Origin of the sequence: Pseudoalteromonas sp. SG41-1 (assembly GCF_014164575.1) — a bacterium.
Classification (GTDB): Bacteria; Pseudomonadota; Gammaproteobacteria; order Enterobacterales; family Alteromonadaceae; genus Pseudoalteromonas; species Pseudoalteromonas rhizosphaerae.
Window position 1 is genome coordinate 1 of the sequence record NZ_JACJFL010000013.1, and the last position, 14,727, is coordinate 14,727.

The window sequence follows — 14,727 nt, forward strand, 5'->3', positions numbered from 1 at the left end:
ATATTGTAAATTATGTTCCCTAAAATTAGATAAAAATAAAACATATTTTATAAAATGTTTCGACCTAACTATTGACATTATATAAATAAATTATATAACGATATAAAAGGAGTATTAAAATGAATAATATGACAATTAAATATGAAGGGGTGAACAATGCTTAGAAGTACAGTACCTATTTTTAATCTATTTATAAATGGTGTGGTTTTTTTTCCTATCGGTAAAAACGTCAAGCAACGCCTAATCACTAATAATAAACCCGAAGGTCTTGTTGAGAATGAAGACTATGTAAAAGCTAAGATAAAAACGTATAAAAACATACCTTATATGCTTCTTGGCTATGAAATGAATTATAGAACTGATTTTCCTTTCTTTGCGCTAATTATAAAAAAGCTATATGAAATGGAAGATTTAAGTAAATGTAGTATGAAGATTAGCAAAAGAGATATATTAAGCTGGTTTGAATTTCAATGCTTAAATAAGAATAACAAAGCTTCATTATATAAATCATTTATGAGAATTATGGATCTTAAAATCGTATTCTACGATATAGGCGATGAAAACCCTACAATAAAATCATTAATAACAGGCGGCAAGTTTGACAACAATAATAATTTTATAATTGAGTTTTCTAAATCAATAAAAATGATACTTGCTAAAAATAACTTTATTGAGAATGACAATTTGTTTTCAATTGCCGAACAAAAATTCATTAGTAAAAACAATAATGTTTATCAAGACAAAACGTTTATTAATTTTGATAAGTTTTTCAAAATAAAAAATGAAACAGCAATGTGTCTTTACTGTTTTTTACTTTCTCATGATTTGAAAAAACCATTTAGCTTTAAGAGAATTAAGTCATTGATAAACGTAAGAGAACAAACTAACAGCTATACAAAGAAAAAGATTGTCGATGCCCTTTCGCATTTACAAAAACTCGAATTAATTAAAGACTATGAAATAAGCGGAGATATAAAAAACTCTGCGTGGTTAACATTCAAGAATAGTGAAACAATTGAAAACGATAGTCTTGACTTTGATATACCTGATGGAATTGAGTTAGGTGATGATTTAACTGATAGTGATTTTTTTGAAGAAGTATTTAACAATTAATAGGAGAAAAAAATGAAAAATAGAAGAACAAAAAATAAAGTATTAAAAAATTTTATCGAAAATACTGAAGGTAGAGATATACCTAAATTAACTGATATGATTTTTCATAGAATTGATATAGCTATTACTAATAAAAGTTTTATTGAAATTGATACAGAAGAATTATTAATTTTATCAAAAAAGGACTTGTTGGACGATCAAGCGGTTTTTGAAATTTATGAATATGGCTTATTTTTGACAAATTTTTATATCAAACAACGAAAAGATTTAATACCTTTGTTTTCAAGTTTGAAAATTAGTAATGATGATAGCTTAATCGTTAAGCTCACAGATGAGTTTATTGAATGGTACGAAAAACAATAGCAAATAATTTTGTTGGTATGCTTTAAAAAAATAAAAAATGTGTTATCACCTACTATATATAAGGGAGAAAACAACATTGGAAGAGTTAGACATACCACAACTATTGATTGAATTTTGCGAGTTAAATGAGTTTTTTATCATACTGACATTAACAAATAAGTTAGTGTTTAATCATAATCTTGACGATCTTTCTTCCCGTAAAAGCAAACGTTTCATTTATAACTACATTAATGATTACTGTATTAGAAGAGTTAAAGGTGAATTATCACTGATAACAGGTAATGGTGATTACGCTATGACTTGCTTATATAAAAACAAAACAATGAAAGGTCATTATAATCAACGTAAAGCATTATTAGAAGAGTTATTGAAAGCGTTAAACACTGACAATAAAGTTAACAAAAAGCTGGCTCAGTACTATTTAGCGCAAGTTAAAAAGTATCATTTGGTGAAGGAATTGTCATGAGTAGTCATATAGTCGATGAATATTACAAACTATTAGAATTGGAAAGTAAGGAAAGTTATATCAACTTTCTTAAAGGCTGTGATAAGACGCAAGGCACAAAATACATATCTACACAGAAAATGAAGTTTCTTTCAGGTGAAGTAGACGTTGTATATGTCGATAAACGTGCTATTAAAGAAAGCTATAACAAGTTATTTGATTATCTTAAAAGCTGTCTACTCGATGCTATTGATAACAAGTTAAAGCGACATAATCACTATAATCGCTTTAATACCTTGTATAGTTTAGTGTCATATAAAGTGAAACAAGCTATTAAATTAGTTGACTTACAAGACACAATATCTACTTGTCGTAAACACCTTGAAAACGGTAAAGCTCACATGATGTTTTTGAAAAGACTGTATCAAGATTTAACTGACTTAGGACTTATTTAATCGCTCATTCTCTTCTCTAATCATTCTTTCAACCTCTTCATCATCAACCATTGTTGATAAAGCGTCAAAGTTAATTAAGCTCTCTTGTAGCTCTTCATAGGCTTTCATATCTAATACACGATAATGTTTTCTACGTAAGTGTTTCCACGTTCTATTAACGGCTTTATCAACTTTTTTATTAATACGGATTAATTCAGGTGGTGCTATGTCGAATGCTTCACGCAATATAATCTTATCATGACTATCAGGCTCAGTAACCTTATAACGATTGTGTTTTACTTTGATATGTGGACTAATCGCATTAGTACCAAACGCCCTTAACTCATCATCATCAGGAATATGAGTGTGATCTATTATTTGTCCGTTTTCGTCTCGTGTTGCGTTAGCTAAATAATCTTGCCCTCGTTGAAAAGCTTTTGATAATTCGTCTTTAACAAAACCAAGATCAAATACAATCCATGATTGTTTATTAACACCGTCAACCGCTATATATTGTATAACGTCCATTAAATATGTGTTGATAGCTCTGCGTTTATTATATGTCTCAACTTCATCATTAGGATTGACCGTCTTCAACACAAAATCTAAGTTATCTTTAAAGTTATCATAACTATGACTATTACGTAATGATACCAGTTGTTGATTAATGTCTTCGACTTTTAATTCAAGCTGTCGCTTCTCTTCAAGCATTTCATTTCTTTCTTGCTTGATATAGTCATCATCAGGATCTTGAACTAATAATTTAGTAATATTTTTAAGTAGTTTAATTTTTTCTTCAATTTCAACTGATATGTCATAAGACCTGTTTCTTAGACTTAATTCTTGCTGTGTGTATTTGTCATCCTTACTTTTGAATAATGAAGCGATATTGATTTCTTTTAATATCGTCATAATAGTTTTTTCAAAAGTATCGTGATACCTCACTGACTTATTACCACAGTGTTCTTTATTTTGTAACTTTGTTCCTTCACTACACTGTAAATAATAACAAATAAAATTTTCAGCCTTAGAACCACGTTTTCTAAATAGTGTCATTGGTGCGCCACAATAAGAACACTTCACTATTTTTGTAAACAGGTTAGTAAACTTCTGGCTTACCTTTCCTGACTGATAAACTTTTCTTTGTTCTTTCTTTTGTTGAACGCGATTGAATATTTCTTCACTTATGATAGGAGGGAAGTAGTTAGGTATAGGGTCGCCATAAGGTATATGTTGACGCTTACCTGTTTTTTTATTTATAGGGTTATTGTGTGGTTGGTAATAACCTATGACACGTTTATCATTTAACAATCTCAATATATAACTATCGGTAAATGTACCATTACCAGCAATATTTTGTTTTTCACCTTTGAATGGTTGTATTCCTTCTTTATTGAGTTGTCTAACAATAGTGGTAGAGCCTAAACCAAGCCCGTCATCACCACCTTTATCAGCAAGATAAAATATATATTCAATAATCTTTTTTCTTTCTTCGATCACTTCATAATATTTTTGTTTATCGTATTTATCTAACTTAACTTTTATTAACCAGTCGGGGCAATTACTTGTAATATAAACAGGGTATTTTTCTTTGTCTTGTTCGGCTGTTTCTTTTACTTGATTTACCTTGCTTTTCCACACGCTGTGAAGATATTCACTTTTCCTTTTTGACTCATCGTGAGCGGCTTCCATTTTTAACAATGAATATATAATGTCCATCGTCTTATAGTTATCTTTTGAATACTCTCTTTCGTCTTTAACGATAACTATATTTATGCCTATTTCTAATAGCTCAATAAACTTAGCTTGGGCTATCATTACTTCTGCCCTACTGAAGCGTGAAAAGTCTTCAATGATTAACTTTGTACCCCTTGGAAATACCCCTGCTTTTACCTTCGCTATGAACTTGGTTAAGGCTGAATTTTCACCAAAGTTTTCTTCGTGGAAACCTGAAAGACCACTATCTTCAAGTACAATTTCTTCGTCAATTTCATAGCCGTTTTTTTTCAGCCATTCTCTCGATTTTTCTAACTGACGCTTTTCACTATCACCTAACTTTTGACCACCCGTTGACCATCTTATATAACTAACAACAGGTGGTTTAGTTTTCGAAAACTCTTCCATTTTCTTCATTGTGGCTCTCTACTTACCTGACTTTTGGTGAAGTATAGACTATTTCGGTGTATGGCAAAAGAGAACGAACCATTTAGGGCCACCGGATGCACCTAAAAAGGCATTAAAAAGGTCGGGTTTAAAACCTTGTTCTGTAATTATTTTTGCCGCAGTTTTACCTGCATATATATCAATCATAAAAATACTTAATCATTTTCAACAACCAGTAAGGTGAATACTTATGCAAAAAACCTCGCGACAATAGTCATGTTTAGTGCCAAATACCCTGCTCGGTTTTACCTTGAATGAGCACATTTTTTGCATTAAATTCAGGCTCAATACCTTCAGCTCGTTGCCTATTATAATCGTCTGTGACATTTAAAATAGTCGGGGTGAGCAGTATTATGGCAATTACATTGACAACTGTCATCAAGCCAAGAGCAATATCGGCTAAATCCCATACTTCTTTTAATGTGGCAGACGCCCCCCACATCATCATTGATAGATATAAAAATGTGTAAATGCCGCGCCCTACTTTATTATCGAGCTTAAATAAATGTAGGTTACTTTCGGCGTAAGCGTAATTAGCCACTACCGAGGTAAAGGCAAATAAAGTAATGGCTGCTGCTACAAAGTACACGCCCCCTTGTGCTAAATGTGCGGTCATTGCCGCTTGTGTTAAGCGAATGCCTGCCATCTCACCACTGATATCAATATCAGCCAATAAGATAATCACAGCGGTACAACTACACAATACTATAGTATCAAAAAACACCCCAAGCATTTGAATATACCCTTGCGTTACTGGGTGATTTGGAATGGGTGACGCACTTGCTGATGCATGCGGTACACTGCCTGCGCCAGCCTCGTTTGAATACAAGCCACGTTGAATACCGTTTTTGATTGCCGCGCCCATTGCGCCTGCACCGGCTTCTTGCAGCCCAAAAGCAGATAAGAATATATCCTTCAACATAGCAGGTACTTGGGTGAAGTTAATCAAGGTAATAATCACAGCTGCCAGTACAAATACAATGCCCATCACCGGCACTACTCGCTCAGCAAAGCGGGCAATAGCTTTAAAGCCACCGAGTATAATAGAGCCTGCAAGCAGAGTTATGACTATGCCTGAATATAAGGTTGGAATTTCAAAAGCGAAATTAAGCGCATCAGTAATGGTGTTGGTTTGCATCGCGCTAAAAGTAAAGCCATAACCTAAGAACAAACACAACGCAAACGCGATAGCGAGACTACGGCTGCCTATTCCTTGTTGAATATAATAAGCGGGGCCACCTCTAAATTCGCCTTGGCTATCGCGTACTTTATACACTTGGCCAAGTACGCTTTCTGCAAAACCAGTCGCCATGCCCAGTATGGCAATCACCCACATCCAAAATATGGCGCCACTGCCTCCTAATGATATCGCAACAGCAACACCTGCTAAATTACCAGTTCCAACCCGCGCACTTAATCCGGTGCACAGTGCTTGAAACGAACTAATGTCGTTTTTATTGCATTTGCTACTGCCTTTGAGAAGGCTGAACATGTGTTTAAATTTAAAAATTTGAATCAGTTTTAAGCGTACTGAAAACCAAATACCTGTAAACAGTAAAATGTAGATCAGTATTTGTCCTTCACCCCAAAGCAGGTTATTTATACTGCCTACGATTAAATCAAACATGTTTGCCCTTGTTATTATTTTTCAACACGAAGTAGAATACATATGCTGAATTTAAGAATATTTAGTTAGCAATACTTTATCGTGCTGTTATAAATTAGCAAGTATTGAGTGTATTAAAATAACAAAAAGTTATTTACAACACCCTACAACTCCCTTCATGATTGTTTGTCAGTAGCAATTATTAAATTTAATAGATGAATAGCTTATCGATTCGATACTACACACGAAAAATCCACAGCCACCAGCACCACTATCACCAACTTGTTTTACCACTTTGTGGCTATATAGAACTTGAAATGAATAATTTCGCGGCGCCTGTTGGTGTTGGTCAATGTGTTGTGATCCCTAAAAATACTCTACATGCGTTTAAATCAGATGAAAATGCACGTTTTATAGTGGCCGATTTATTAGAGCTCCCAAATAACTTAACGACGATGAATGCCCCCTGTTTCAGTATTGACGATAAATTAATGAGCTATCTAAGTTTTACCCAAAAGCAGTTGCAAGGTGTAACTAACATAGATGAAGCAGCGTTATGTTTTAATTTATTTTTGGTGTTACTCAGGCAACAAACTACCAATGCGACTATTGATCCGCGGATAAATAACGTTTTGTTATTAATAAAAAAAGATTTATCGATAGACTATACATTGAATGATATGGCAGCGGTTGCATATTTAAGTGTTACTCAATTCAAAGCGGTTTTTAAGCAATGTATGCACACCAGCCCGGTTAAACATCACACGCAATTAAGAATGGAACATGCGCGTTCCTTACTTTGTTACTCTGATTTACCTATAGCAGTCATTGGTGAACAGGTTGGTTATAACGACCCATCAGCTTTTAGTCGCGCCTTCACTTGCTACTTCAAACAATCCCCCACGAGACTTAAAAAAGCAGCTTTAACGTCAACAATATCGCCTTTTAAGCACAGTGTTAGATAGTAAAATTGATAAACTACCTTTATCAATTAATTTTTAATTAAATGTTTGCTATGTCTACAATTTTCGGCGTATTAGCTATTTTTTTATGGGGTGCATTAGCACTGTTGGGTAATTTAACTAAAGCATTACCGGCTTTTCAATTACTATTTATGTGCTTCTTTGTGTCGTTCTTATTGCTGTTTATTAAACGGCTTGTTACCAAGCAGCCTTTGTTAGCTCTGCCGACACTTGGTAAGGCGCAAACAATTATTGGTATAGTTGGCTTATTTGGTTTTCATTTTTGTTATTTTATGGCACTTAAATATGCACCATTGATTGAAGTTAGCCTGATTGTATATTTATGGCCATTGTTATTGGGTGTTTTTGTCGCACGGTCTGAAAACAAAATAAATGCGATTATAGGCGGGCTGGTTAGTTTTATAGGGATCGTGTTTTTAATTAGTGATGGCAGTGGTTTTACTATCAATAGCCAGTACTTTTTAGGCTACCTATTTGCTGCGAGTTGTGCGCTATTATGGTCGAGTTATTCATTGTTCATGACTCGCTTTGATAATCACGTTGATGATATTGGTTGGCTTTCTCTTTATGTAGCTATTTTGGCCTTATTGGCACATATATATTTTGAACAAACAGTCACGCGTTTTTCATTAACGCAGACTGTAGGTATTTTTTTGTTAGGGTTAGGACCTGTCGGTGGCGCATTTTACTTATGGGACATCGCTTTAAAAAGAGGTAATAAAACGTTACTTGCCTCTTTGAGTTTTTTAACACCGTTACTTTCTACCGTGTTACTGGTTATGGCTCAACAAATACATTTTTCATGGGCAATTTTAATTGCATTGGCATTTGTTTTAATTGGCGCAGCGATCAGTAATTATAAATGCAGGCCTCGGAGCGTTAATGCGAGCCATTTATGACTCGCTTATTAATTACAAACTAACAACACCGGATACTTATCCAACTCACATACAACTGATCGGAATAAATTCATCAACACCAATTAGTTAGCCACAGCAACAGGGTGGGTATTGTTTGCTGGGTATTGCTCAGTAAAATAGTTATTACCTGCCAATAAACCTAATTTATAATCATGACGTAGATCACTGGTTGAACTACCAAGTAATTTGCTCGAAAGCTTTTGGTTTGCAAAAATTTGTATTATTTCTACATCTTTCGGAGGATTGGCAATAAATGCTAACTCATCCTCATACGCTTGTTCGTGTTGTAATAAGTAATCTAAGGTTTTTGGGCAATATCCTGATGCACAAACAAACGCTTTTAACTTGTTCACCCATGCCGATTGCGCTTGAAAGTCTTGATCAACTGTGCGGATCACCACAATTTTACGTGCACCACGATTGTAGGCTTCGCGCACTGGTAGTGGCGCAGCAAGGCCACCATCTAGGTAAAAGTCTGACTCAGCGTGTACGTCGGTTTTATCTATTTCATTAGCAGCTAATGCATTTAACCATGGCGTGAGTTTTACACCTTGTTTATATAAAAATGGCAGTGCACTTGACGCTTTCAATAGATCTCGCCATTGCTGGCCTTCACCGGTTGGTGATAAAAAATAAGGTTTTCGATCACGGGCATTAGTGGCGGTAATAAGTAACTGTCGTTCACCCAAGCTTGCTTTTGCAGTTTTAAAATCAAGTGCTCTGTTAACTTCGGTAGTTTTATCAAAGTACCAGTCTAAGTCGACTATATGTTTACCAACTAAACCACGGCCTAATTGAAAAAATCGTTTGTGACGCGAAAGCCCTCTTATTAAGCGTTTGGCATACCCTTTTTGGCGAGCTAAATAGCTAGTAAGGTTTTGTGAACCTGCTGAAGTACCAATAAATAAATCGAATGGGTCATATTCATGTTCAAGCCATGCATCGAGTACACCTGCGGTGAAGATCCCTCGTTGCCCACCACCTTCCGCGATCAATGCTGTTTTATCGAAAGTATTTGTGATTTTGGGGTCTTGAGGTTTCAAAATATGCCTTCCTTTGTAATTAATTTACTGGTTTATACCTTCATTTTAATGTGTTTAAATCAAACGTTAAAATTGATTATATAAATCGAATTGATTATAAAAACAGAACGCAAGCTTAAATAAGATTAGTGCTGTGTTTTGCACTTTTAAGTAGAGTTCAGAAACTAGTAAACTTTGTGTATTAGCTAGTTTCTGTATTGTAACGGGAGTTAAGTGTACCTTAGCTTAATTTTCAGAGGTTATGCTTTTATTGACCGTAAAATCTCCAACGCGTGATGACGGTCGCTACTTTGGTAAAGATCATTGGTAAAAATGAACTCATCGACACCAAGCTCTTTGACTATCATATTTAGCTTATGAGCAATGGTCACAGGACTCCCTACCACAGATAATCCTAAAAAGTTTTCAACTTGAGCCTGCTCTTGCTCATTCCATAATCCAGCCATGCTTTTAACGGGAGCTTTTAGCCATAAAGGATCACCACGTAACAGTGCTAAGATACGCTGTTTTGACGTGGTTGCTAAAAACTGTGCATGTTCATCGCTATCTGCTGCAACAATCGGTAAGCCAAGCATTACATACGGTTTGTCTAACACATCAGAAGGTTGAAATTCACGGCGGTATAAAGCGATTGCATCATAAACAAAACGCGGTGCAAAGTGGCCAGCAAACACATAAGGGAGGCCTTTTTTAGCAGCTAGTTGCGCACTATATAAACTGGAACCAAGTAACCAAATAGGTACATTGGTATTCTCGCCAGGAATAGCGCGAACAGGGTGACTACCATCGTAAGGGCCTAATAAAGTTTGCAGTTCAGTAACTTCATCGGCAAAGTTTTCAGCGCGTCGTTCATCCCGGCGCAGAGCACGGCTGGTTATATGATCGCTACCTGGTGCGCGACCTAAACCTAAATCAATACGCCCTGGGTATAAACTCTCTAACGTGCCGTATTGCTCTGCAACAATCAGTGGCGGGTGATTTGGTAACATAACGCCACCAGCACCCACTCGTATAGTTTTAGTTTGCCCTGCTATGTGGCCAATTAATACAGAGGTTGCCGCGCAGACAATTCCCGGCATATTATGATGTTCAGCCATCCAAAATCGGTTAAAACCGAGTTCATCAGCTTTTTGTGCATAAGCGACACTATTTGCAAGAGTACTTGAGACGGTGGCACCTTCTTTCATTGGGCTAAGCTCAAGTAAAGAAAACGGTATTGCAGATAACCCAGACATGCGTACTCCTCATTGCCTTTAATTAAGTGATAAAGATAATCAAAATAATTTAACCATCATTACATTAATGGGTCTGTTGGGGGGGTAATTCAATCATTAATTTTAGCTAATCAATTAATCCAGTCGATTAAGCTAAGTGCACAAAAGTTATTGCATTGAATGTATTTACATCCATCCAATGCAATAACACTACACTAAATAAACTACATACGTTATTAGCTACATCATGCTTAACCGAAACATTTATAGATAATTACTTTTATTTTAAATGTTTTGGATCAGGTATGCGTAATTGTTTAACGAGTGGGTGATTTATTTTTTTCATTTCAGTTAATACTAATTGAGCAACTTCTCGAGCACCAAGTTCATTGAAATGGGTATTGTCTTCTACGCCCATAGGGTAATTTGGATGTAAGTTAGGTGCTATATGCATAAAACGTAAGCGTGAGTTGATCCCACCAAGCTTTTGGAAATACTGTTGGGTCACTCGTTCCATGTCAATAAAATCGACCCCTGTCTGTTTAGCTACATCTCTTACTATATCAGCGTAAATAGGATGGGTGTCCTTGATCTGACCTTTTTCATCAAAATAACGACGCGTTACCGGGGTCATCAGTAATGGCTGTGCCTGCTTTGCTCTTACTTCAGCAATAAAATTAACTAGGTTTTGCTTATATTGCTCTGGTGTAGTGTAGCGGTCTACTTTCTGTTTTGACTGATCGTTATGACCAAATTGAATGATCACAAAATCATCTTTATTAAGTTCATTTATAATGCCCGCCCACAAGCCTTCACTGATAAAGGTACGTGTACTACGACCATTTTTAGCACGATTTTTAACGTCGATGCTGTCATTAAAAAAGATACTAAAGGGCATTCCCCAACCTGTTTCAGGGTAATCCTTCACTTCTTTAATTGACATGGTTGAATCCCCTGCCATAAAAAGCTGAACTTTAGTAGTTGCTGACATACTTGAAAAACTCACCATGATAAATATTGCTGCTATTAATTTTCCCATTCTACTCGCTCTTTATTGTTTTTAAAAAATCAGTTTAGCTCTTTATAAAATTATCTTTTGTAATTGAGTGAAAAAATAATTTTACTTAATTGTGGTTGTCGTTATAAACATACCACCAACTGCCACCGGTGGCAAATAACAAGTTAAATCATGGTGCTGAATAAAATTAAACCAAGACTTAATGTGCATTTACTGCCAAATAAATGTAAATAAAACATAAAAAATGTAATTTCTTAGGTTTGACAATATGCTTTTTTAGATATAGCTTGACTTGGGTGCCACCGGTAGCAAATATATTTCCCTGATATTGCTACCGTTTCAAATTATATTTTTATGAACTTAAATCATAGACTTATATTTTACTGGCTAAATAAAGTAATAAAAATAAAAACTCAAATCAACAGCATAAAAAAGGAACACACAATGAAGACTGCAAATAAGTTCGTTCTCAAGCCACTTAACTGCATTGTTAGTGCCTTATTACTGGGCACAACATCGTATGCAATCGCAGCCGATGAACAACCACAAACAGAAACTAAAGCCCAAAATGACATAGAGTTAATTCAAGTAACAGGATTTAGATCATCATTAAATAAATCGTTAGCAACTAAACGTTTTGAAGTAAATACCACAGAATCTATCGCTGCTGAAGATATTGGTAAATTTCCTGATCTGAATATCGCCGAATCATTACAACGTATTCCTGGTGTGGCAATTTCCCGTGAAGGTGGTGAAGGTAGGCAAATTACCTTACGTGGTTTAGGTCCTGCATTTACACGTACTACTTTAAACGGTATGGAAGTACCTGCAAGTACCGATGGCACTGACTCTGGTGGCGGCGTAAATGGTGGCCGTGCATTTGATTTTAATATATTTGCATCCGAACTATTTAATCGTGTTGATATCCAAAAAACGCCCACAGCTGCAACTGAAGAAGGAGGTATAGCGGGTACTGTTGATATGTATTCTGCACGTCCTTTTGACACAACAGGCTTTCATGTTGCTGCGTCTGCGCAAGCCGGTTATAACGACCTCACTGAAGAAGTCGACCCACGGATGGTATTTATGATCAGCAACACATTTGCTGATGATACAATCGGGGCTTTATTCTCTGTCGCAAAATCTGAACGCACCGTGCGCCAAGAAGGCTTTGGGACTGTGCGCTGGACCACCCCCGTACTCGATGGTGGCGGTATTTATGCTGACACCTCTAGTACAGAAGTTATTGGCACACCCAATACTGGGGAGTGTGAGTTCGAAGGTCAAACAGTCGATGCTGTGAACTGCTTATATACGCCACGTCTGCCTCGCCCTGATTTTTTTGGTAATGAACAAGACCGTTTAGGCTTTACCGGTTCATTACAATATGCTCCTAACGATGATCTGGTCCTTACGCTAGATACATTACATTCAACCCTCGATAATGATCGTACTATGTACAACTTTTTCGAGATGTTTAGAAACACATTCAGCGAAATTACCCCTGAATCGATTACCGTGGCTGAAAATGGAAAACAGATCCAAGCAGCGACATTTAACGGGGTTAAATCTCGAGTAGAAAGCCGTCAGCAGATTTCAAAAACAAAATTTCAACAATACGTATTCTCAGCTAAATATCATTTATCTGATTACCTTCGATTAGACGCTATGGTGGGCACTGCTGAATCGGATGCTCGCTCTGAGCAGTATCGTTATAACATGACTAATAACGCACCTCATAGAGTATCGATGGATTTTGGCACCAGCAATAATACCGCTGTGATGAATTACGATTACGATACTCTAGATGCCAACTCTTTTGATTTAGCCGATGGGCGCTTACGTGCAACAGATGTACTGCGCGAAAATGACACCGCTAAAATTGATTTATCATACGAGATGGATATGATGAATATCAAAGGCGGTATAGCCTATAACGACAGAACGGTTAGTTACGATGAATCACAAATAAACGGTTTTCCTGATCAAGATTCTGCAGCTGGATTTTCTCAGTTAATGCCCTACGATGATTTTGGCACCGGTTATGACGGCACGTTATCACCCTTTATAGTGGCTGATTTTGATGCAATAAATTCACAGCTTTTAGTTAAAGAGTGGGTGCCACGCAGTGCACAAAGCTGGAAAGTTGAAGAAGAAACAATGGCTGCCTATGTGGAAACTAATTTTGAATATGAAATTTCCGATATGCTACTACGCACCAATGCAGGTGTTCGCTATGTAAAAACTGAAACCACATCAACAGGTTTTATTCAAACTGATGCGGTATCAATCGACAATAGCTATGACAATGTTTTACCGGTGCTAAATTTAGCCCTTGATGCAACCGATGATGTGATTGTAAGGCTGGGTTTATCTAAAACCATGACCCGCCCGAGTTTGAGTTCACTCAATCCTGGTAATCCATCGTTTTCTTATTTAAACGGCACTGTTAGTGCGGGTAACCCATTCTTAGACCCTTTCACCTCTACCAATACAGACGTTGGTGTTGAATGGTACTTTGCAGAAGAGTCGCTATTAGCAGCAACAGCGTTTTACAAAGATATTGGCTCTTTTATAAAAAGTGATAGTGAAGAAAAACTCGTCGATCCTGCTTATTTACCCTTTATTGATAATGATCCGCAATATGATCCATCAAGTGCGCTCGATCCTAGAACTACCCCTTACACACATTTCGTCCCTGTAAATGGACAAGGTACTGTGATCAAAGGGCTTGAACTTATTTATCAGCAACCTTTTTCATTCCTACCTGGGTTGTTAAAAAATATGGGGTTAGTGTCTAACTATACGTATGTCTCTGCAGGTGAAATTACCGGCCTTTCTAAAAATTCTTATAACTTTACCCTGTATTATGAAGAAGAAAACTATGGCGCTCGTGCCTCAGTAAATAAACGCGACAATTACATCACAGATTACACGGGTAACAATGGTAATGCCGAAGAAGCGACATCTGGTCCAACACATTTTGACCTATCTGCTTTTTATAATATTAATGAAAATGTCACTGTAACATTTGAAGCTATTAACCTTACCGACGAGTATGAACGCCTATATACAACAGGTGATGGCAGTTTAGATTTACCACGTGAATATAATCATACCGGCCGACAGTTCTTTTTAGGAATACGCTACAACTTGTAAAACAGTATTTAAATTTTAAACTCCCCTAAGGTAAACAGCTTAATTAACATTTTAATTAAGCTGTTTTTTTACGCACAATACCAACAACTCAATGTTAATTGCCTTTGTTAATTGATAATCAAAAATTACTCACATACTAACAAAAATATTCTTATATTGTTTTTATACGACTAAAGTAGCGCATCCATTATTTATAATTAAAATGCAATGCCACCGGTGGCAAATAATCAGTTAAATCATAGTACTTATAGATAATGTTGCACTTG

The 14,727-nt window shown here is 36.1% G+C and carries 12 protein-coding genes and 1 pseudogene; 7 read left to right on the forward strand and 6 right to left on the reverse strand.

All coding sequences use genetic code 11. The annotated features are described in order from the left end of the window. Positions 1-156 precede the first annotated feature (156 nt). The 4 genes from H5203_RS09770 (at position 157) to H5203_RS09785 (ending at position 2,376) form a co-directional block, all read left to right on the forward strand. Positions 157-1,113, forward strand: a complete 957-nt coding sequence (locus H5203_RS09770) for a hypothetical protein (protein WP_182819663.1) — start codon at positions 157-159, stop codon at positions 1,111-1,113. Positions 1,114-1,125: 12 nt separating this feature from the next. After that, positions 1,126-1,476 carry a hypothetical protein gene (locus H5203_RS09775; protein ID WP_182819664.1) on the forward strand — a complete coding sequence of 117 codons (351 nt, stop codon included), beginning with the start codon at positions 1,126-1,128 and terminating at the stop codon, positions 1,474-1,476. 76 nt (positions 1,477-1,552) lie between these two features. Continuing rightward, positions 1,553-1,942 (forward strand): hypothetical protein, encoded by a 390-nt coding sequence (locus H5203_RS09780; protein WP_182819665.1) that lies wholly within the window; start codon positions 1,553-1,555, stop codon positions 1,940-1,942. Next, positions 1,939-2,376 (forward strand): hypothetical protein, encoded by a 438-nt coding sequence (locus H5203_RS09785; RefSeq protein WP_182819666.1) that lies wholly within the window; start codon positions 1,939-1,941, stop codon positions 2,374-2,376. Before H5203_RS09780 ends, H5203_RS09785 begins: the two co-directional genes overlap by 4 nt. Here H5203_RS09785 and H5203_RS09790 read toward each other — a convergent pair. The 3 genes and pseudogenes from H5203_RS09790 to H5203_RS09800 all read right to left on the reverse strand — a co-directional run bounded on the left by H5203_RS09790 (position 2,362) and on the right by H5203_RS09800 (position 6,145). Then, positions 2,362-4,488 carry a recombinase family protein gene (locus H5203_RS09790; protein ID WP_182819667.1) on the reverse strand — a complete coding sequence of 709 codons (2,127 nt, stop codon included), beginning with the start codon at positions 4,486-4,488 and terminating at the stop codon, positions 2,362-2,364. The two genes, H5203_RS09785 and H5203_RS09790, sit on opposite strands and share 15 nt — an antisense overlap. Before the next feature lie 57 nt (positions 4,489-4,545). Then, a pseudogene (locus H5203_RS09795) lies at positions 4,546-4,665 on the reverse strand (patatin-like phospholipase family protein); the annotation flags it as partial. Between the two features lie 73 nt (positions 4,666-4,738). Then, positions 4,739-6,145 (reverse strand): sodium:alanine symporter family protein, encoded by a 1,407-nt coding sequence (locus tag H5203_RS09800; protein ID WP_149980287.1) that lies wholly within the window; start codon positions 6,143-6,145, stop codon positions 4,739-4,741. 296 nt (positions 6,146-6,441) lie between these two features. Between H5203_RS09800 and H5203_RS09805 the strand changes: the two genes are divergently transcribed. Beyond that, on the forward strand, positions 6,442-7,089 hold the full coding sequence (locus H5203_RS09805; protein ID WP_259401935.1) for an AraC family transcriptional regulator: 648 nt from the start codon (positions 6,442-6,444) through the stop codon (positions 7,087-7,089). A 50-nt stretch (positions 7,090-7,139) separates the two neighbouring features. Beyond that, entirely contained in the window at positions 7,140-8,006 is an 867-nt protein-coding gene (locus H5203_RS09810) for a DMT family transporter (RefSeq protein WP_182819669.1), read from the forward strand. An 83-nt stretch (positions 8,007-8,089) separates the two neighbouring features. Here the strand turns inward: H5203_RS09810 and H5203_RS09815 are convergent, their stop codons facing one another. The 3 genes from H5203_RS09815 to H5203_RS09825 all read right to left on the reverse strand — a co-directional run bounded on the left by H5203_RS09815 (position 8,090) and on the right by H5203_RS09825 (position 11,323). Further along, on the reverse strand, positions 8,090-9,070 hold the full coding sequence (locus H5203_RS09815; protein ID WP_182819670.1) for a patatin family protein: 981 nt from the start codon (positions 9,068-9,070) through the stop codon (positions 8,090-8,092). Positions 9,071-9,309: 239 nt separating this feature from the next. Continuing rightward, on the reverse strand, positions 9,310-10,305 hold the full coding sequence (locus H5203_RS09820) for an LLM class flavin-dependent oxidoreductase (protein WP_182819671.1): 996 nt from the start codon (positions 10,303-10,305) through the stop codon (positions 9,310-9,312). Between the two features lie 259 nt (positions 10,306-10,564). Beyond that, positions 10,565-11,323: a rhamnogalacturonan acetylesterase gene (locus H5203_RS09825; protein ID WP_182757802.1), complete on the reverse strand. Its 759-nt coding sequence runs from the start codon at positions 11,321-11,323 to the stop codon at positions 10,565-10,567. Between the two features lie 423 nt (positions 11,324-11,746). On the opposite strand from H5203_RS09825, the gene H5203_RS09830 reads away from it, so the two are divergent. Continuing rightward, positions 11,747-14,461 (forward strand): TonB-dependent receptor, encoded by a 2,715-nt coding sequence (locus H5203_RS09830; protein ID WP_145239069.1) that lies wholly within the window; start codon positions 11,747-11,749, stop codon positions 14,459-14,461. Positions 14,462-14,727 lie beyond the last annotated feature (266 nt).